The organism is Amycolatopsis sp. NPDC021455 (genome assembly GCF_040640995.1).
Taxonomy (GTDB): domain Bacteria; phylum Actinomycetota; class Actinomycetes; order Mycobacteriales; family Pseudonocardiaceae; genus Amycolatopsis.
In genome coordinates this window covers 193,894-211,231 of the sequence record NZ_JBFACT010000001.1, presented here as the reverse complement: position 1 = coordinate 211,231, position 17,338 = coordinate 193,894, and the positions used below count along the sequence as shown (strand labels likewise).

Below are 17,338 nucleotides of genomic sequence, written 5' to 3'. Positions count from 1 at the left end.
CGCCTTATGTCGACAAGACGTCCTTTACACGTCCGGGTTGCCCGGTTCGGCTCAAATCACGCAGTTGATCAGCAGCGGTTCGGGGTGCAGCCGGACGCCGAAGCGCTCCTCCACGCCGTCGCGGACCTCGCGCGCGAGAGCGAGGAGATCCTCCGTCGTCGCGTCGCCGCGGTTGGTCAGCGCGAGGGTGTGCTTGGTCGACAGCGAGACGCGGCCCCCCGGCCCGGGGTGGCCCTTGGCGAAGCCGGCGCGCTCGATCAGCCAGGCCGCGGACAGCTTGATGCCGCCGTCGGCCGGGTACTGCGGTACCTCCGCGGCGACGGCCGCCGTGATCCGCTCGAGGACCGCTTCGGCCTCGGCGCTCGGCACGATCGGGTTGGTGAAGAACGAGCCCGCGCTCCACGTGTCGTGGTCGTCCGGGTCGAGCACCATGCCCTTGCCGCGACGCAGCTTGAGCACCGCTTCGCGCGCTTCGGCGGCCGGGACGCGCGCGCCGATCTCGACGCCGAGCGTGCGCGCCAGCTCGGCGTAGCGGATCGGTGCGGAGAGGCCGTCTTCGCGGACCTCGAAGCGGACCGAAAGGACGACGCCGGTGTCGGTGCCCTTGAGGATGCTGGTGCGGTAGGCGAAGCCGAGTTCGCCGGCCTTGAGCGTGCGCACTTCGCGCGTCACGCGGTCGTACAGCTCGAGCGAGACGATCGACTCGGCGACCTCGCAGCCGTACGCGCCGACGTTCTGGATCGGCGTCGCCCCGACGCTGCCCGGGATGCCGGAGAGGCATTCGAGCCCGCCCAGCCCGGCGTCGACCAGGCCGGCGACGAACGCGTCCCAGTTCTGGCCGGCTTCGACCTCGACGACGGCACCGCCGACGTCACAGCGGCGCCAGCCGGTGTTCGCCACCTCGACGAGCGTGCCGTCGAATCCCGCGTCGCCGACCACCAGGTTGGAGCCGCCGCCGAGCAGCAGCACCGGCTCGCCCGCGGCGTCCGCCTCACGGACCGCCGCGACGAGGTCTTCGCTGGTCACGGCGCTGACGAAGTGGCGGGCGGGGCCGCCGAGACGCAGCGTCGTGTACGCGGAGAGCTTCGGGAGGGCGGGAGTTCGGGCGGAGTTCACGCGTCTGACGGTACTGTCCGGCTCATGGGATCCCGGATCGAGCACCGCGCCGAGTTCGCCGCCGACGTCGCCGCGACGTACGCGGCGGTCGCCGGCGAAGAGGCGCTGCGGGCGCGCCTGGAGCAGCTCGGCGGCCACGGCGCGGCCCTGCTGGCGTACGAGGTGTCCGGCACGGACCTGCGGTACGAGCTGCGGCAGGGGATCAGCGCCGACAAGCTGCCGCAGGCGGTCCGGACGCTGCACAAGGGTGACCTGCTGGTGACGCGGACGCAGACGTGGCGCGTGAGCAAGGACGGCACCGGACGGCAGGGCAACGCGACCGTCGAGGTCGGCGGCGTCCCGGGCGAGATCGCCGCGCGGACGGCGTTGCTGGCCAACGACGGCAAGACCGTGCTGCGGATCAGCGGCGAGGTGACGGTCCGGATCCCGCTGTTCGGCGGGAAGCTGGAGAGCGTGATCGCCGAGCAGGTCACCAAGCTGCTGGAGCACGAAGCCGAATTCACCGCGAAGTGGCTGGCCGGAGCCGCCTGAGCCCGGTCGGCGCGCCGACGCGCGGCACGACCAACCCGAACCGCCTGCGCCGGGTCGACCGGTGGATCGCCGCGGCACCGGCCACTTCCCGGCTGCTGCGCGCGGCCGACTCGCCGCTGGTCGTCGACCTCGGCTACGGCGCTTCCCCGGTGACGACCGTCGAGCTGGCGCGGTGGTTGCGCCGGGTCCGGCCGGACGTCCGCGTGCTGGGCCTGGAGCTGGATCCCGAGCGGGTCGCCGCTGCTTTGCCGGCCGCGTCGCCGCCGTGGCTGGACTTCCGCCGCGGCGGGTTCGAGCTGGCCGGGACGCGGCCGGTGCTGGTGCGGGCGTTCAACGTGCTGCGCCAGTACGCGGAGGACGAGGTCGCGGGCGCGTGGGGCCTGATGCTGGATTCGATGCCTGCTCACGGGCTCCTGGTGGAAGGCACGTGCGACGAGATCGGCCGGCTGTCGACGTGGGTCCTGGTCTCACGAGCCGGGCCGGTCTCGCTGACGTTGTCGATGCGGCTGGCGGGGCTGGACCGGCCGTCGACGGTGGCCGAGCGGCTGCCGAAGGCGCTGATCCACCGGAACGTGCCGGGTGAGCGCGTCCACACGCTGTTGTCGGCCCTCGATGCCTGCTGGGCGACGGCGGCGCCGCACCAGGCGTTCGGCGTGCGTTCCCGCTGGCTGGAAGCGGTGCGGCTGCTGGGTTCCCGGGGCTGGCCGGTGCTGGGACCGCCGTCCCGGATCCGCCTCGGTGAGCTGACGGTCCCCTGGTCCGCGGTCGCCCCGGCCTGAACGCCGCGCCGGACGTCTTGAACGACTCGTTCAGGACGTCCGGCGACATGAACGACTCGTTCAGGACGTTCACCGCCCCACCCCCGCTGTGTCACCCGAAGGTGACCTTCGGTGATCACCATTGAGCCGTGGAACTCCTGGGGCAGGTGACCGAGCTGCTGCGCGGCGCGCTGGGCTCGCCGTGGCTGTGGCTGGCCGTCTTCGCCGTGGCCGGGCTGGACGCGCTCCTGCCGTTCATGCCCAGCGAGACCACCGTCGTCACCGTCGCCGTCCTGCTCGGACCCGATCTCGCGCAGCTCACCCTGCTCGCCGCCGTCGCCGCGGCGGGCGCGTGGGCGGGCGACTGCCTCGGATACGCCGTCGGCCGGTACGCGGGGCCGCGGGCGATCGCGCGGCTGCAGCGCGGGCCCGACGGACGCCGTCGCTACGAATGGGCGCGTGACCAGGTGCGCCGCAACGGCGGGCTGCTGATCGTCGCCGCCCGCTACCTGCCGGGCGGCCGGGTCGCCAGTGCCCTCGCCAACGGCAGCCTCGGCTACCCGCCGGCCCGGTTCGTGCTGCTCGACGCCGCCGGCGCGGCGATCTGGGCCGTGTACAGCGTCCTGATCGGCCTCGCCGGCGGGGCCGCCTTCGCGGATGAGCCGGTCAAGGGCCTGCTGCTGTCCTTCAGCCTGGGCTTGGGATTGGTGTTCGCCATCGAGGCCGGGCGGCGGCTACGGTCGGCCCATGCTCGAAGCGATCGACGTCCACGCGGACGGGCTCAAGCGAGCGGCGCTGACGGCCGGGCCCCAGGCTCCGGTGCCGAACTGTCCGAAATGGACTGTCCATGACCTGGTGACGCACATCGCGCTCGTGCACGACACCATCACCAGCCTGGCGATGGACCGGCCGCCGCGCCCCGAGCCGCCGCCGGACTGGGAAGACGTCCTCGGGTGGTGGGACGGCCGGCGCTTGGCTCTGCGCGAAGCACTGGCGCGCAACCCGGACACGCCCTGGACCCGCCGGATGGCGCACGAAACCGCGATCCACCGCCTCGATGCCGAATCCGCCCTCCCGGACCCGGCGCGGACCCGCTTCTCCTCCGAGTTCGCCAACGACGGCATCGACGAGTTCCTGACCTTCGTCGTCCCGCGCCGCGGCTTCGCCATCGGCGTGCGGGTCACGACGCCGGAGCGGACGTGGACGATCGGCACCCCGGGGACCGAGGTGACCGGCGACGCCGACGACGTCTACCGGGCGCTGTGGGGCCGCCCGCACCGGGCGTCGATCAGCGGGGACCGGCTCCCGGCCGTCTGACCAGCGCAAGGGACAATGCCGGGGTGACCGCTCCCGAACGCCGCTACGTCATCACCTTCGGCTGCCCCGACCGCACCGGCATCATCGCCCGGATCTCCGGGTTCCTCGCCGAGCACGGCGGTTGGATCGTCGAAGCGGCATACCACACCGACCCGGACACGGGGTGGTTCTTCACCCGCCAGGTCGTCCGGGCCGACTCGCTGCCCTTCGACGCCGCCGAGCTGCGCGTCCGCTTCGGCGAGGTGGCCGCGGACCTGTCCGCCGAGTCGAGCTGGCAGGTCAGCGACACCGGCGAGCGGCGCCGCGCGGTGATCCTCGTCTCGAAGGCCGGGCACTGCCTCTACGACCTGCTCGGCCGCGTCGCCTCCGGCGAGCTGGACGTCGACATCGCCGCGGTGATCGGCAACCACGACTCGCTGGCCGACATCACCCGCGCGCACGGCATCCCGTTCCACCACGTGCCGTTCCCGGCCGGGGACAAGGCAGCGGCGTTCGAGCAGGTGCGCAAGCTGGTCGACGAGCACGACCCGCACGCGGTGGTGCTGGCCCGGTTCATGCAGATCCTGCCCGCGGACCTGTGCCGCGAGTGGGCGGGCCGGGCGATCAACATCCACCACAGCTTCCTGCCGTCGTTCATCGGCGCGAAGCCGTACCACCAGGCCCACACGCGCGGGGTGAAGCTGGTCGGCGCGACCTGCCACTACGTGACGGCGGACCTCGACGCGGGCCCGATCATCGAGCAGGACGTCATCCGCGTCGACCACGGCGACTCGGTCGAGGACATGGTCCGCAAGGGCCGGGACATCGAGAAGGTGACGCTGGCGCGGGGTCTCCGGTGGCACCTGGAGAACCGCGTGCTGGTGCACGGCAACCGGACCGTGGTGTTCTGATCCGGTTGCCGTGCCCGGGGAATCACGCGCCGATCGTCGACGCGTCGATGACGAACCGGTAGCGCACGTCGGAGTTCTCGACGCGCTCGTAGGCCTCGTTGACCTTGTCCGCCGAGATGGTCTCGATCTCCGCGCCGATGCCGTGCTTCGCACAGAAGTCCAGCATCTCCTGGGTCTCGGCGATGCCGCCGATCATCGAGCCGGCGAGCACCTTGTTGCCGCCGATCAGCGAGAACGCGTTGTAGGCCAGCGGCTCGCCGGGCGCGCCGACGTTCACCATCGCGCCGCCGACCTTGAGCAGGCTCAGGTAGGCGTCGATCGGCAGCTTGGCCGACACGGTGTTGAGGATGATGTCGAACTTGCCGCGCAGGACGTCGAACGTCGCCTCGTCGCTGGTGGCGTAGTAGTCCGTCGCGCCGAGCTTGAGCCCGTCCTCCTGCTTCTTGAGGCTCTGGCTCAGCACGGTCACCTCGGCGCCCATCGCGGCGGCGATCTTGACGCCCATGTGGCCGAGCCCGCCGAGGCCGATCACGGCGACCTTCTTGCCGGGGCCGGCGCCCCAGTGGTGCAGCGGCGAGTAGGTGGTGATGCCCGCGCACAGCAGCGGCGCGGCGACGTCGAGGTCGATGCCCTCGGGGATGCGGCAGACGAAGGCGTCCTTCACGACGATCTGGTTGCTGTAGCCGCCGTAGGTGTTCTCGCCGTCGTAGCCAACGCCGTTGTACGTCTGGACGCCGCCCTTGGCACAGAACTGCTCGGTACCGGCGAGGCAGTATTCGCACTCGCCGCAGGAGTCGACCAGGCAGCCGACGCCGACGCGGTCGCCGACCTGGTACTTCGTGACGTCGGAGCCGACCGCGGCGACGACGCCGGCGATCTCGTGGCCCGGGACCATCGGGAAGATCGCCTGGCCCCAGTCCTCCTTGGCCTGGTGGATGTCGCTGTGGCAGATGCCGGCGTAGGCGATGTCGATCAGCACGTCGTCGGGACGCAGGTCACGGCGCTCGATCGTGGTCGGCGCCAGCGGCGCGCCCGGCGCCGGAGCGGCGATGGCGTGCGTGGTCGTGCTCATGGAACCCTCCAAGTTCAAGTACCGTTGCCTCGTAAGAGGCCTCTTACATCTCTACGTAAGAGGGGTCTTACATATTTCGAGCGAGAGATGTGATCCAGGTCATGGGCGGCAAGTACCACCACGGCGACCTCCGCGGCGAACTCGTGCGCGTGTCCCTCGACCTGATCGCGGAGCAGGGCCTCGGCGGCTTCTCGGTCGCGGAGGTCGCCCGGCGGGCGAAGGTCAGCCCCGGCGCGCCGTACCGGCACTTCGCTTCCCGCGAGAGCCTGCTGGCCGAGGTGGCCGGCAACATCGCCTGCCAGCTCGCCGACCGCGTCACCGCGGCGGCCGGCGAACACGACGACCCGGTGGACGCCCTGGCCGCGGCGGCGGGCGCGTACACGCGCTACGTCATCGAGCGCCGGGCCGGGATGAACGCGATCTACGCCGAGGGTCTCCACGGCCCGGAGCACACCGCGCTGCACGAGCAGACCCGGCGGCTGACCGACCAGTTCGTCCTCCGCTGCCTGGCGGTCGCCCCGGACCCGATGACGGCGCTGGAACTGATGGAGCAGCTGTTCACCCAGGCCCACGGCTACGGCACGTTCCAGCTCGACGGCGTCTTCGTGAAGCACGGGTATTCGACGGACCTGGTGGTGCGCAAGTCCGAGGAGGCCGCGCGCGCCGCCATCGTCGGCCGGATTGTCGGTGGTGCCCGCTAGCTTGGGGACATGGGGATCATCGACTCACACGAAGCACTGCGCGAAGTGATCGGCGAGGCCGCCGAGCTGACGCAGCAGAAGGTCATCGACCGGATCGACGAGCACGCGCGCACGTTGATCGCGCACTCGCCGTTCGTGCTGCTGGCGACTTCGGCGCCGGACGGCAGCTGTGACGTCTCGCCGCGAGGCGACCCGGCGGGCTCGGTGCTGGTGCTCGACGAGAAGACGCTGGTGCTCGCGGACCGGCCGGGCAACAAGCTGGCCGACAGCTTCCGCAACATCGTCGACAACCCGCACGCGGGGCTGCTGTTCCTGGTGCCGGGCATGAACGAGACGCTGCGGGTCAACGGCCGGGCGACGCTGGTGTCGGAGGCGCCGTTCTTCGACTCGCTGGTGGTGCAGGGGAAGCGGCCGAAACTCGCGGTGGTCGTCGAGGTCGAAGAGCTGTACATGCACTGCGCGAAGGCGTTCCTGCGGTCGTCGCTGTGGGACCCGTCGACCTGGCCGGACCGCTCGTCCCTGCCTTCGCTGGGCACGATCATGCGCGACCAGATGGCGCTGCCGGTCTCCGCGGAAGAGCTGGACGCGCGGCTCAACGAACGGGCGCTGAACCAGCAATACTGACCGCATGCTGTGCGTCTTCGACGTCAACGAGACCCTGCTCGACCTGGCCGCGCTGGACGCCACCATCGGCGGCCCCGAGCTGCGGCGCGAGTGGTTCGGCCTGGCCATCCACACGGTCCTGACCGTCACGGCGACCGGCGGCTACCGCGACTTCGCCGGCATCGCCGGCGACGCCGCGATCGAGGTCGCGGCCCGGCACGGGCGGGAGGCCGACCTCGGGGCGATCGCCGCGGGCCTGCGCAGCCTCCCGGCCCATCCGGACGTCGAACCGGGCCTGGTGAAGCTCCGGGAGGCCGGCCACATCGTCGTCGCGCTGACGAACTCGCCGCTCGCCACCGCCGAAGCCCAGCTGCTGAACGCCGGGCTGGCCCCGCTGCTCGACCGGATCTTCTCGGCCGAGCAGGTCGGCAGGCTCAAGCCCGCGCCGGAGCCCTACCGGCAGGTCACGGCCGCCTACCCCGGCGAGCGGGCGGTCATGATCGCGGCGCACGACTGGGACATCGCGGGCGCCCAGGCGGCGGGTCTCGAGACGGCCTTGCTCACCCGTCCCGGCGTTCACCCGCTGCCCGGTTCGCCCGCGCCCACCTACACCGCGTCGACCCTGCCGGAGCTGGCCGAACTGCTCTAGTCCGCGATGCGGACCAGCATCTTGCCGGTGTTGGCGCCCGACAGCAGGCCGAGGAACGCCTCGGGCGCGTTGCGGATGCCGTCGACGAAGGTCTCGGAGTACTTGATCTGGCCGGAGCTCACCAGCGGCGCGACCTCGGTGACGAACTGCTGCTGCAGGTGCCAGTGGTCGATCACCAGCAGGCCGCGGATGGTGAGCCGCTTGGCGATGACCTGCGCGAGGTTGCGCGGCGCCGGCGTCGGCTCGGTGGCGTTGTACGTGGAGATCATCCCGCAGATGGCGATCCGGCCGTGCACGGTGATGGCGTCGATGGCCGCTTCCAGGTGCTCGCCGCCGACGTTGTCGAAGTAGACGTCGATGCCTTCCGGCGCCGCCTTGTGCAGCTGCTCGGCGACCGAGCCGTCCTTGTAGTTGAAGGCGGCGTCGAAGCCGAGGTCGTCGATCAGGTGGCGGACCTTCTCCGCCGAGCCGGCCGAGCCGATGACGCGCTTGGCGCCCTTCAGCTTCGCGAGCTGCCCGACCAGCGAGCCGACGGCACCGGCCGCACCCGAGACGAACACCGTGTCGCCCGGCTTGAACTCGGCCGACTCCAGCAGGCCCGAGTACGCGGTCAGGCCCGGCATGCCGAGCACGCCGAGGTACGTCGACAGCGGCGCCGCGGCCCCGTCGACCTTGACGTACCGGCCCGCGTCGAGCACGGCGTGGGTGCGCCAGCCGGCCTGGTGCAGGACGTGGTCACCCACCTTGACGTCGTCGACGTTCGACTCGACGACCTCGCCGACCGCCCCGCCGGACATGACCTCGCCGACCTGGAACGGCGGCGCGTAGGACTTGACGTCCTTCATGCGGCCGCGCATCGCGGGGTCGACGCTCATGATCAGGTTGCGCACCAGGATCTGGTTCTCGCCCGGCGACGGCACCTCGGTGTCGACGATCTCGAAGTTGTCGTGCGTGGGGACACCTTCCGGACGCGAAGCCAGCCGGATTTCGGTCGCCGTGCTCATCGTCGAATCTCCTCCAAGTCTCGAAGCGGGGCAGGCGCCCCGGATTCCACCCGATGTAACCAGCTAACCGGGGCGCAGATTCCGATTGTGACGCGCTACACCCCCAACCGTCCTCCCCTCCACCACCCTCAACGGAGACGCTTCGCGTCGCTCACACAATTTCGGCGAGCTTCGCGAGCACGCCGTCGTAGATCTTCTTGAGCCCGCCGGGCGCGAAGGTCTTCTCGAAGAAGCCGCCGATGCCACCGGCACCGTCCCACGAGGTCTCGATCTTCACCACGCTGCGTTCACCCGCTTCGGTGACCGTCCACGTGGTGACCATGCTGGAGTTCGCGTCGGTCTCGACCAGCGTTCCCGGGCGCGGCTCGGTGATGGTCGCCGCCACGTCGCGGACGCGCTTGGACGTCGCCTGCAGCTTCCAGCTCGCCTTGGTCCCGGCCCCGACGCCGCCCTCGGTCACCTGGTAGTCGCGGTAGTGCTCGGTGAGCAGCTTCGGGCGCGTTTCGGCGTAGTCGGCGACGAGCGCGCGGACCTTGTCGGCCGGGGCGTCGATCGTGCGCTCCGCGGTGGCCGTGACCTTTCCCATTTCACTCCTTCTCCCGGGGTACGGATCAGGGTCCACGATTTCACCGCGCGGCGCACCCGCGGCGGGCGCCCTCGGACGTCCCAGATAGTGAGCGGCGGAAGTCCGCCCTGGACAGCTGTTTTCGCAGGTCAGAGGCCCGCCATGGGCACCGGAAGTGGCGTAACACGGCGTTAACGTCCGCTGGCCATTCTCGCCGCCATGCCCACCACACCCCGCCGGACGCGGTCCGACAGCGCCAGACAGGTCGCCGACCTGCTGCGCCGTCAGGTGCTGGCCGAGGAGACGCTGCCGTGTGAGGAGGACCTCACCGTGGAGTTCTCGGCGACCCGCAACACCGTGCGGGAAGCCCTCGCGCTGCTGCGCGACGACGGCCTGATCACGCGCCAGCCCGGCGTCGGGACGGTCGTGGTCGGGCACAAGTACCCGCACGGGCTCAACCGGCTCGCCGGGCTGGCCGAGGTCCTGCGCGAGCACGGCGAGGTCACCAACGACGTCCGGACCGCCGACGTGGTGCCCGCGCCCGCCGTGGTGGCGCACCGGCTCGGCGTGCCCGAACGCTCCGAGGTCGTCTACCTCGAGCGACTCAGGAAACTCGACGGCGTCCCGCTGTCGCTCGACCTCACCTACCTGCTGCCGGAGATCGGGAAACCGCTGCTGGAGCACGACCTCGCCGGGCGGGACGTGTTCGCGCTCATCGAGGAGACGTCCGGGCAGCGGCTGGGCTACGCCGACATCGACATCGAAGCCCTCAACGCCGACGCGGAAACCGCCGCGGTGCTGGAGGTGCCGCCCGGTTCGGCGCTGCTGCGCTGGGAACGCCTGACCCACTTCGCCTCCGGCCACCCGGTCGACCTCGAGTACATCCGCCTGCGCGGCGACCGCCTCACCATGCGCGCCCGCCTCGACCGTTCCTGAAGGAGACCGCCATGCCCCTCGTGCCCAGCCGGGTCGACGTCCCGGTCACGATCGACGAGTCGAAGTGCCTCGACGGCTGCCGGCTGTGCGTCGACATGTGCCCGCTCGACTCCCTGGCCATCGACCCGGACACCGACAAGGCGTACATGCACGTCGACGAGTGCTGGTACTGCGGGCCGTGCGCGGCGCGCTGCCCGACCGGTGCGGTGACCATCACCATGCCGTACCTGCTGCGATGAAGGCCGTCCGGATCCTGCTCGCCGCCGCGTTGCTGGTCGCGGGCTGCACCGCGAACGCGGCCACGTCGAACGACGTCGACGTCGTCATCGGCTACCAGTCGAAGACGATCAACACCGTCACCGCGGGCACGTTGCTGCGTTCGCTGGGGTACTTCGAGAAGCGCCTCACCGACCTGGGCAAACGGGACGGGAAGCGCTATCACGTCACGTGGCAGGACTATTCGACCGGCGCGCCGATCACCGCGCAGATGGTGGCGGGCAAGATCGACATCGGCTCGATGGGCGACTACCCGTTGCTCATCAACGGGTCCCGCACGCAGGAGTTCGGCGACGGCCACACCTTGCTGGTCGCCGCCACCGGCTACAACCTGCTGGGCGCGCTCAACATGGTCGTCGTGCCGCCGGGCTCGCCCGCGCACACCCTCGCCGACCTGCGCGGCAAGAAGATCTCGTCGAGCATCGGCTCGGCCGGGCACGGCACCACCGTGCACGCGCTGCAGAACATCGGCATCGGCCCCGACGACGTCCACATCCAGAACCAGGCGCCCGCGGTCGGCGCGTCCGGGCTGCAGTCCGGCGCGGTCGACGCGCTCGGCCAGTTCGTCGCGTGGCCGGGGCAGCTGGTGTTCGCGAACCAGGCGCGGCTGCTCTACGACGGCTCGGCGCTGAAGCTGCCGACGTGGCACGGCGTCGTCGTCCGGGAGTCCTATGCGGACAGTCACCACGACGTCGTCACGGAGTTCCTGCGCGCGCAGCGCGACGCGACCGACTACTTGCACGAGCATCCGATGGACGCGGCGTTGAAGGTGGCGTCCGCGACGAAACTCCCGCCCGAGGTCGTCTACCTCTACAACGGCGCGGGCGGCATGGTCACCTTCGACCTGCCACTGAAGCGCCCGCTGATCAGCGCGCTGGAAACCGACGCGCCGTTCCTGCGCTCGATCGGCAACATCAAGCAGCTCGACCTCGGCGCGTTCGTCGACGACCGCTACCTGCGGGAGATCTACGGCCCGGCGTACGACACCGCCGCGTCCTCTTTGGACAATCCGGCGCCGGTGACCGGCTTCGACACGACGTGCTCGCAGCCCGTCACCGACCCGCGCACCGCGGGCGAGCTGTGGCTGGCCGGCGAGACCGCGACGCACCCCGCGGCCACCCCGTCATGCCTGCTCAAGGCGGTGGCGCACGCGGGAAAGCCGGTGCGCGCGGCCTACGTCCCGGACGCGGCCACGGGCACCCGCTGGTTCGCGGACAAGGCCGTCTGGGTGCGCGACGCGGGCGGCGCACTGCTGCCCTTCACCACCGAAGACGGCGCCCGCGCCCACCTCGCCGGGCACCCCGGCTCGATCGTCAGCTACGCGCAAGCCGTGGAGGAGTCCCGATGACCCAGACCCTCGAACACGAACCCGCCGTCACCGAAGCCCCGCCCGTACCACCGAGAAGGCGGTTCAGCCGGCTCGCCGTCCGCGCGGGCAGCATCGTCGCCGCGCTGGTCGTGTGGGAGCTGCTGACCGCGTTCGACATCGACCTGTGGCTGCACTTCGACCGCCTGCCCACCCCGGTCGAAGTCGCCCGCGACCTCGGCTACCAGCTCGGCACCGCCGTCTACTACCAGGACCTGCTCGATTCCCTGCGCCGGATCGTCACCGGCTTCGCGCTGGCCGCGGTGTTCGGCATCGGCCTCGGGACGGCGATCGCGCGCTCCCGCGGCACGTCCGACGTCGTCCAGCCGCTGCTGGAAGTCGTGCGGCCCATCCCGGCGATCGCGGTGGTGCCGATCGCGATCCTGCTCTTCCCCACCAACGAGCAGGGCATCGTGTTCATCACGTTCCTCGCGGCGTTCTTCCCGGTCGTGGTCAGCACGCGGCACGCCGTGCGCGCGCTGCCGGTGGTCTGGGAGGACGCGATCCGCACCATGGGCGGCTCGCGGCGGCGCGTGCTGTGGAACGTCGTGCTACCGGGCGCGCTGCCCGGCGTGTTCGGCGGATTGTCCGTCGGCATGGGCGTTTCGTGGATCTGCGTGATCTCGGCGGAGATGATCTCCGGCGAGTTCGGCGTCGGCTACCGGACCTGGCAGGCCTACACCGTCGTCGACTACCCCGGCGTGATCGTCGGGATGCTCACCATCGGCCTGCTCGGCTGGGTCACCTCGGCCGCCGTCGAACTGCTCGGCCGCCGCGCCACCCGCTGGCTGCCCCGAGGGGAGAACGCATGAGCCTCCGCATCGAGAACCTTACCGTCCATTACGGACAACGGGCGGTGCTGTCCGGCATCGACCTGGACGTCGCCGACGCCGAAATCCTGGCCGTCACCGGGCCTTCGGGGTGCGGCAAGTCGACGCTGCTGCGCACGTTGGCCGGGCTGCTGCCCGTGTCGTCGGGCCGCGTCCTGTCCGCCGGCGTGAAGGTGACCGGCACGTCCGCCGAACGCGCGCTGGTGTTCCAGGACGACGGGCTGCTCCCCTGGCGTTCGGTCCGCCGCAACGTCGAACTGCCCCTGGCCATCCGGCGCGTCCCGCGGGCGCGGCGGCGCGTCGAAGCGGAGGCGTGGCTGACGCAGGTCGGCCTGGCCGGCTACGAAGACCACCTGCCGCGGGAGCTGTCCGGCGGCATGCGGCAGCGCGTCCAGCTCGCCCGCACCCTGGCCGGGGAGCCGCGGGTGATCCTCGCCGACGAGCCGTTCGGCGCGCTCGACGCCCAAACCCGGACGGCCATGCAGCGCCTGCTCGTCGACGTGTGGCACCAGCGGCCGACGACCGTGGTGTTCGTGACCCACGACGTCGACGAGGCCCTGTTCCTGGCCGACCGAGTAGCGGTGCTGACCCGCGACGGGCGGCTGGCGAAGGTCGTCGAGTCGTCGCGGCCGCGGACGGCCGAACCGGCGGTGGCGGCCGAGCGCGCCGAGGTCCTGGACGGGCTGGTGGCGGCATGACGTTCGAAGCACCACCGGCGTCGACGCGGACGCACTTCGAGACCGACGTGCTGGTCATCGGCGGCGGCACGGCCGGGACCATGGCCGCGCTGACCGCCGCCGAGAACGGTGCGAACGTGCTGCTGCTGGAGAAGGCGCACGTCCGGCACTCGGGCGCGCTGGCGATGGGCATGGACGGCGTCAACAACGCGGTCATCCCGGGCAAGGCGACGCCGGAGGACTACGTCGCCGAGATCACCCGCGCCAACGACGGCGTCGTCAACCAGTCCACTGTGTACCAGACCGCGCGGCGCGGCTTCGCCATGGTGCAGCGCCTGGAGAAGTACGGCGTCAAGTTCGAGAAGGACGAGTACGGCGAGTACGCCGTGCGGCGCGTGCACCGGTCCGGCAGCTACGTGTTGCCGATGCCGGAGGGCAAGGACATCAAGAAGGTGCTCTACCGCGTGCTGCGGCAGAAGCACATGCGCGAGCACATCACGATCGAGAACCGCGTCATGCCGGTGCGAGTGCTGACGTCCGGTGGGCGCGCGGTCGGCGCCGTCGGGTTCAACACGCGGACCGGCGAGTTCGTCACGGTTTCGGCGTCCGCGGTGATCCTCGCGACCGGCCCTTGTGGACGGCTGGGCCTGCCGTCGAGCGGATACCTCTACGGCACGTACGAGAACCCGACGAACGCCGGTGACGGCTACGCGATGGCCTACCACGCGGGCGCCGAGCTGTCCGGGATCGAGTGCTTCCAGATCAACCCGCTGATCAAGGACTACAACGGCCCGGCCTGCGCCTATGTCGCGAACCCGTTCGGCGGCTACCAGGTCAACGCGGCGGGCGATCGCTTTGTCGACTGCGACTACTGGTCTGGGCAGATGATGGCCGAGGTCGCGCGCGAGATCTCGTCGGCGCGCGGGCCGATCTACCTCAAGCTGACGCACCTGCCGGAGGAGACGCTGGGCGCGCTGGAGAACATCCTGCACACGACCGAACGGCCGACGCGCGGGACGTTCCACGCCACCCGCGGTCACGACTACCGCACGCACGACGTCGAGATGCACATCTCGGAGATCGGCCTGTGCGGCGGGCATTCGGCGTCCGGTGTGTGGGTGGACGAGAACGGCGCGACGACGGTCCCCGGCCTGTACGCGGCGGGCGACCTCGCCTGCGTGCCGCACAACTACATGATCGGCGCGTTCGTCTACGGCGATCTCGCGGGTGCCCACGCTTCGGGTTCGCTGCGTCCTCGTGTTCCGTTGCCCGAAGACCAGATCGTTGCGGCACATTCGCTGATCTACCGGCCTCTGTCCACTCCGGACGGTCCACCGCAGCAGCAGGTGGAGTACAAGCTGCGGCGGTTCGTCAACGACTACGTCGCGCCGCCGAAGACGACGGCGAAGCTGGAGATCGCCCTCGAGACGTTCGCGCGGATGACCGGCGAGATCGCTTCGATGGGGGCGCGGACGCCGCACGAGCTGATGCGCTGCGCCGAGGTGACGTTCATCCGCGACTGCGCCGAGATGGCCGCGCGCGCGTCACTGGTGCGGACCGAGAGCCGGTGGGGGCTCTACCACGACCGGACCGACCACCCGGGCCGCGACGACGTCTCCTGGCTCGCGCACCTGAACCTGCGCAAGACGGCAGCCGGCGAAATGGAGTTCGTCAAGCGGCCGGTGCCGCCCTACGTCGTGCCGGTGCCGGAGTTCTCGGTGCCGGACTTCGACGTCGAGGTCCTCGGCACCCACACGGCCTTCAGCGGGCACACGCCGCCGGACGTGGCCACCGTCTCTCCGGCCCGGACGCATTCGTCGCCGCGGGTCCTCGAAGTCGTCGCGCTGGCGGAGGACCAGCCTTCGCTCGAGGCACTGTCGTCGTACCTGGCCGATCCGGACGCCGAGGTCCGCACCACGGCGATCGCGGCGCTCACCGAGTCGGCACCGGACGGCTTCGGGCCGGCGCTGGTCACGGCGTTGCACGACATCGACGCGCGCGTGCGGGCCGCGGCGGCGGCCGGGCTGCGCGAGCTGGTGGAGGTGCTGACGCCGTCGTCTTCCCTGGGCGACGGACTGCGGTCGGCGCTGACGGTGTCCGACGGGGACGTGCGGTCGGTGGCCCTCGACGTCCTGCGGGCGCTGCGGCTCGGCGACGCGCCGTTGTTCGCGGCCTCGCTGGCCGACCCGGCGGTCGTGGTCCGGCTGGAGGCGATCCGCGGCCTGGTGTCGCTGGACGCGGCTTCGACACTGGCGGAGGCGGCCTCGGACGCGTCACGCGAAGTCCGGGTCGCGGTGGCGGCCGGGTTGGGGACGATCGGCGACCCACGGTCCACCGGGACGGTCTCCGCGCTGGCCGTCGACCCGGACCTGCTCGTGCGCGCGGCCGCGCTGACGGCCGCCGCCGACCTCGGCTGCGGCGGTGACCTGGCGGACCTCGCGGTGGCCGCGGCCGCCGACCCGGCCTGGCAGGTCCGCCGCGGGGCGGCGACGGCACTGGGTGCGCTGGCCACGCCGTCGGAACCGCTGCTCGACGCCCTGGAGGACGAGCACCCGAACGTCCGGCGGGCCGCCGTCCAGGCGCTCGGCAAGTGGGCGGACTCGGCTGAAGTCGCTTCGCGGCTGCGGGCGCGGCGCGGCGACTCGGACGCCGACGTCCGCGCGTACACGAGGATGGCGCTCGGCGGTTAGGCTCCCGGCATGGGTTCGGGAGCGCACCGCCGGTCGACGGTGGCGGTGAAGGACGCGCTGCGGGAGCTGCGCAACCAGCTCGCGCTGCTGAACCACCAGGTCAGCGGCCGGCTGGCGCTCAAGGACGTCGACCTGGACTGCCTCGAGCTGATCGCCCGGCACGGCCCGCTCGGCCCGAGCGCGCTGGCCCGCCGGGCCGGGCTGCACCCGGCGACGATGACCGGCATCCTCGACCGGCTGCAGAAGGGCGGCTGGATCGTCCGCGAACGCGACCCCGGGGCGGCCGACCGGCGCGCGGTCGCCGTGCGCGCGGTCCGCGGCCGCAACTCGGAGCTCTTCCGGCTGTATTCGGGGATGAACACCGCGATGGACGACCTGTGCGCGGACTACAGCGAAGCCGAGCTCGACCTGATCGCCGGGTTCCTGCGCCGCGCGACGTCGGCGGGCCACACCGCGACCGGTGACCTGGCGAACGGCTGACCAGCGATTTTTGTGCTGTACTCCCCAGCATGTGGCAATCGGGTGACGCTTACGAGGCCTTCATGGGGCGCTGGAGCCGCCGGCTCGCGGAGACGTTCGTGCGGGGTCTCGACGTCCCGGCGAGCCGCCGCTGGCTCGACGTCGGCTGCGGGACCGGCGCGCTGACGGCCGCGGTGCTGACCGCGGCCGACCCGGCGGAGGTCACCGGCGTCGACCCGTCCGAGGGATTCCTGGCGACGGCCCGGGAGCGCGTGACCGATCCGCGGGCGTCGTTCACCCTCGCCGACGCCCGGGAGCTGCCGTTCCCGGACGACCGCTTCGACGTCGTCGTGTCCGGGCTCGTGCTGAACTTCGTCCCCGACCCGGCCGCGGCCGCCGCGGAGATCAAGCGGGTGACCGTTCCGGGCGGCCTGGCCATGGCCTACCTGTGGGACCTCGCGCAGGGCATGGAGCTGCTCCGGTACTTCTGGGACGCCGCGGCCGAGCTGGACCCGGCGGCCGCCGACCTGCACGAAGGCCGCCGGTTCCCGCTCTGCCGGCCGGAGCCGCTCGGCCGGTTGTGGACGGACGCGGGCCTGGCCGGGGTGGCGGTCGGCGAGATCAGGATCCCGACCGTGTTCACCGGCTTCGACGACTACTGGCAGCCGTTCCTCGGCCAGCAGGGCCCGGGGCCGGCGTACCTCGCGACCCTTCCCGGAGCCCGCCGGGACCAGATCCGTGAGCTCCTGCGCAGCCGCCTGCCGACCGCGCCGGACGGCTCGATCCCGCTGTCGGCCCGCGCCTGGGTCGTGCGCGGGACCGCTTAGCCGCCGAAACCTCCTCGTCCCTGGCCTCTGCGGGCCCATTGACAAAAAGTTTTTTTACGTACAAGCTGATT

The 17,338-nt window shown here is 71.4% G+C and carries 20 protein-coding genes; 16 read left to right on the top strand and 4 right to left on the bottom strand.

Annotated elements, in window-relative coordinates; all coding sequences use genetic code 11:
- Window positions 1-51 precede the first annotated feature (51 nt).
- Complete coding sequence (locus AB0G28_RS01185; RefSeq protein ID WP_361081742.1) at window positions 52-1,116, bottom strand: UDP-N-acetylmuramate dehydrogenase; 1,065 nt, start codon at window positions 1,114-1,116, stop codon at window positions 52-54.
- 24 nt (window positions 1,117-1,140) lie between these two features.
- Here AB0G28_RS01185 and AB0G28_RS01180 point away from each other — a divergent pair, with 24 nt between their 5' ends.
- The 5 genes from AB0G28_RS01180 (at window position 1,141) to purU (ending at window position 4,612) form a co-directional block, all read left to right on the top strand.
- Window positions 1,141-1,647: a DUF2505 domain-containing protein gene (locus AB0G28_RS01180; RefSeq protein ID WP_361081740.1), complete on the top strand. Its 507-nt coding sequence runs from the start codon at window positions 1,141-1,143 to the stop codon at window positions 1,645-1,647.
- Window positions 1,626-2,426, top strand: coding sequence for a class I SAM-dependent methyltransferase (locus AB0G28_RS01175; RefSeq protein WP_361081738.1), 801 nt, complete (start codon window positions 1,626-1,628; stop codon window positions 2,424-2,426). The genes AB0G28_RS01180 and AB0G28_RS01175 overlap by 22 nt, the downstream gene beginning before the upstream one ends.
- 128 nt (window positions 2,427-2,554) lie before the next feature.
- Window positions 2,555-3,256 carry a VTT domain-containing protein gene (locus AB0G28_RS01170; protein WP_361081736.1) on the top strand — a complete coding sequence of 234 codons (702 nt, stop codon included), beginning with the start codon at window positions 2,555-2,557 and terminating at the stop codon, window positions 3,254-3,256.
- Window positions 3,153-3,722, top strand: a complete 570-nt coding sequence (locus tag AB0G28_RS01165; RefSeq protein ID WP_361081734.1) for a maleylpyruvate isomerase family mycothiol-dependent enzyme — start codon at window positions 3,153-3,155, stop codon at window positions 3,720-3,722. Before AB0G28_RS01170 ends, AB0G28_RS01165 begins: the two co-directional genes overlap by 104 nt.
- A 23-nt stretch (window positions 3,723-3,745) precedes the next feature.
- On the top strand, window positions 3,746-4,612 hold the full coding sequence (gene purU / locus AB0G28_RS01160) for a formyltetrahydrofolate deformylase (RefSeq protein WP_361081732.1): 867 nt from the start codon (window positions 3,746-3,748) through the stop codon (window positions 4,610-4,612).
- 22 nt (window positions 4,613-4,634) lie between these two features.
- On the opposite strand, the gene AB0G28_RS01155 is transcribed toward purU, so the two are convergent.
- Window positions 4,635-5,684: an NAD(P)-dependent alcohol dehydrogenase gene (locus tag AB0G28_RS01155; RefSeq protein ID WP_361081728.1), complete on the bottom strand. Its 1,050-nt coding sequence runs from the start codon at window positions 5,682-5,684 to the stop codon at window positions 4,635-4,637.
- A gap of 101 nt (window positions 5,685-5,785) precedes the next feature.
- Between AB0G28_RS01155 and AB0G28_RS01150 the strand changes: the two genes are divergently transcribed.
- Genes AB0G28_RS01150 through AB0G28_RS01140 form a run of 3 tightly spaced genes read left to right on the top strand, consistent with a single transcriptional unit; the run spans window position 5,786 to window position 7,637 of the window.
- Window positions 5,786-6,385, top strand: coding sequence for a TetR/AcrR family transcriptional regulator (locus tag AB0G28_RS01150; protein WP_361081726.1), 600 nt, complete (start codon window positions 5,786-5,788; stop codon window positions 6,383-6,385).
- 9 nt (window positions 6,386-6,394) lie between these two features.
- The gene (locus AB0G28_RS01145; protein ID WP_361081724.1) at window positions 6,395-7,009 is read left to right on the top strand and encodes a pyridoxamine 5'-phosphate oxidase family protein; all 615 of its coding nucleotides are present in this window, start codon (window positions 6,395-6,397) and stop codon (window positions 7,007-7,009) included.
- 4 nt (window positions 7,010-7,013) lie between these two features.
- Window positions 7,014-7,637, top strand: coding sequence for an HAD family hydrolase (locus AB0G28_RS01140; RefSeq protein WP_361081722.1), 624 nt, complete (start codon window positions 7,014-7,016; stop codon window positions 7,635-7,637).
- On the opposite strand, the gene AB0G28_RS01135 is transcribed toward AB0G28_RS01140, so the two are convergent.
- Both AB0G28_RS01135 and AB0G28_RS01130 read right to left on the bottom strand, forming a co-directional pair.
- Window positions 7,634-8,641, bottom strand: a complete 1,008-nt coding sequence (locus AB0G28_RS01135; protein ID WP_361081721.1) for an NADP-dependent oxidoreductase — start codon at window positions 8,639-8,641, stop codon at window positions 7,634-7,636. The two genes, AB0G28_RS01140 and AB0G28_RS01135, sit on opposite strands and share 4 nt — an antisense overlap.
- A 151-nt stretch (window positions 8,642-8,792) precedes the next feature.
- Window positions 8,793-9,227 carry an SRPBCC family protein gene (locus AB0G28_RS01130; protein ID WP_361081719.1) on the bottom strand — a complete coding sequence of 145 codons (435 nt, stop codon included), beginning with the start codon at window positions 9,225-9,227 and terminating at the stop codon, window positions 8,793-8,795.
- 198 nt (window positions 9,228-9,425) lie between these two features.
- Between AB0G28_RS01130 and AB0G28_RS01125 the strand changes: the two genes are divergently transcribed.
- The 8 genes from AB0G28_RS01125 to AB0G28_RS01090 all read left to right on the top strand — a co-directional run bounded on the left by AB0G28_RS01125 (window position 9,426) and on the right by AB0G28_RS01090 (window position 17,267).
- The gene (locus AB0G28_RS01125) at window positions 9,426-10,142 is read left to right on the top strand and encodes a GntR family transcriptional regulator (RefSeq protein ID WP_361081717.1); all 717 of its coding nucleotides are present in this window, start codon (window positions 9,426-9,428) and stop codon (window positions 10,140-10,142) included.
- 11 nt (window positions 10,143-10,153) lie between these two features.
- The gene (locus tag AB0G28_RS01120; protein ID WP_086842460.1) at window positions 10,154-10,381 is read left to right on the top strand and encodes a ferredoxin family protein; all 228 of its coding nucleotides are present in this window, start codon (window positions 10,154-10,156) and stop codon (window positions 10,379-10,381) included.
- A complete protein-coding gene (locus AB0G28_RS01115) occupies window positions 10,378-11,766 on the top strand; it encodes an ABC transporter substrate-binding protein (RefSeq protein ID WP_361081715.1) in 1,389 nt (462 codons plus the stop codon). The genes AB0G28_RS01120 and AB0G28_RS01115 overlap by 4 nt, the downstream gene beginning before the upstream one ends.
- Complete coding sequence (locus tag AB0G28_RS01110; RefSeq protein ID WP_361081713.1) at window positions 11,763-12,596, top strand: ABC transporter permease; 834 nt, start codon at window positions 11,763-11,765, stop codon at window positions 12,594-12,596. Before AB0G28_RS01115 ends, AB0G28_RS01110 begins: the two co-directional genes overlap by 4 nt.
- On the top strand, window positions 12,593-13,312 hold the full coding sequence (locus tag AB0G28_RS01105; protein WP_361081711.1) for an ABC transporter ATP-binding protein: 720 nt from the start codon (window positions 12,593-12,595) through the stop codon (window positions 13,310-13,312). Before AB0G28_RS01110 ends, AB0G28_RS01105 begins: the two co-directional genes overlap by 4 nt.
- Window positions 13,309-15,981: a fumarate reductase/succinate dehydrogenase flavoprotein subunit gene (locus AB0G28_RS01100; RefSeq protein ID WP_361081709.1), complete on the top strand. Its 2,673-nt coding sequence runs from the start codon at window positions 13,309-13,311 to the stop codon at window positions 15,979-15,981. Before AB0G28_RS01105 ends, AB0G28_RS01100 begins: the two co-directional genes overlap by 4 nt.
- Before the next feature lie 9 nt (window positions 15,982-15,990).
- Window positions 15,991-16,461 (top strand): MarR family transcriptional regulator, encoded by a 471-nt coding sequence (locus AB0G28_RS01095; RefSeq protein ID WP_361081707.1) that lies wholly within the window; start codon window positions 15,991-15,993, stop codon window positions 16,459-16,461.
- Window positions 16,462-16,523: 62 nt separating this feature from the next.
- Complete coding sequence (locus AB0G28_RS01090) at window positions 16,524-17,267, top strand: class I SAM-dependent methyltransferase (protein ID WP_361081705.1); 744 nt, start codon at window positions 16,524-16,526, stop codon at window positions 17,265-17,267.
- The last annotated feature ends 71 nt before the right edge of the window (window positions 17,268-17,338 follow it).

Excerpts from the sequence above, each read along its gene's own strand:
- AB0G28_RS01090 (WP_361081705.1), top strand. The coding sequence starts at position 16,524 with ATGGGGCGCTGGAGCCGCCGGCTCGCGGAGACGTTCGTGCGGGGTCTC.
- AB0G28_RS01145 (WP_361081724.1), top strand. The coding sequence starts at position 6,395 with ATGGGGATCATCGACTCACACGAAGCACTGCGCGAAGTGATCGGCGAG.
- AB0G28_RS01115 (WP_361081715.1), top strand. The coding sequence starts at position 10,378 with ATGAAGGCCGTCCGGATCCTGCTCGCCGCCGCGTTGCTGGTCGCGGGC.
- AB0G28_RS01155 (WP_361081728.1), bottom strand. The coding sequence starts at position 5,684 with ATGAGCACGACCACGCACGCCATCGCCGCTCCGGCGCCGGGCGCGCCG.
- AB0G28_RS01110 (WP_361081713.1), top strand. The coding sequence starts at position 11,763 with ATGACCCAGACCCTCGAACACGAACCCGCCGTCACCGAAGCCCCGCCC.
- AB0G28_RS01120 (WP_086842460.1), top strand. The coding sequence starts at position 10,154 with ATGCCCCTCGTGCCCAGCCGGGTCGACGTCCCGGTCACGATCGACGAG.
- AB0G28_RS01135 (WP_361081721.1), bottom strand. The coding sequence starts at position 8,641 with ATGAGCACGGCGACCGAAATCCGGCTGGCTTCGCGTCCGGAAGGTGTC.
- AB0G28_RS01095 (WP_361081707.1), top strand. The coding sequence starts at position 15,991 with ATGGGTTCGGGAGCGCACCGCCGGTCGACGGTGGCGGTGAAGGACGCG.
- AB0G28_RS01100 (WP_361081709.1), top strand. The coding sequence starts at position 13,309 with ATGACGTTCGAAGCACCACCGGCGTCGACGCGGACGCACTTCGAGACC.
- AB0G28_RS01130 (WP_361081719.1), bottom strand. The coding sequence starts at position 9,227 with ATGGGAAAGGTCACGGCCACCGCGGAGCGCACGATCGACGCCCCGGCC.
- AB0G28_RS01105 (WP_361081711.1), top strand. The coding sequence starts at position 12,593 with ATGAGCCTCCGCATCGAGAACCTTACCGTCCATTACGGACAACGGGCG.
- AB0G28_RS01180 (WP_361081740.1), top strand. The coding sequence starts at position 1,141 with ATGGGATCCCGGATCGAGCACCGCGCCGAGTTCGCCGCCGACGTCGCC.
- AB0G28_RS01125 (WP_361081717.1), top strand. The coding sequence starts at position 9,426 with ATGCCCACCACACCCCGCCGGACGCGGTCCGACAGCGCCAGACAGGTC.
- AB0G28_RS01150 (WP_361081726.1), top strand. The coding sequence starts at position 5,786 with ATGGGCGGCAAGTACCACCACGGCGACCTCCGCGGCGAACTCGTGCGC.
- AB0G28_RS01165 (WP_361081734.1), top strand. The coding sequence starts at position 3,153 with ATGCTCGAAGCGATCGACGTCCACGCGGACGGGCTCAAGCGAGCGGCG.
- AB0G28_RS01140 (WP_361081722.1), top strand. The coding sequence starts at position 7,014 with ATGCTGTGCGTCTTCGACGTCAACGAGACCCTGCTCGACCTGGCCGCG.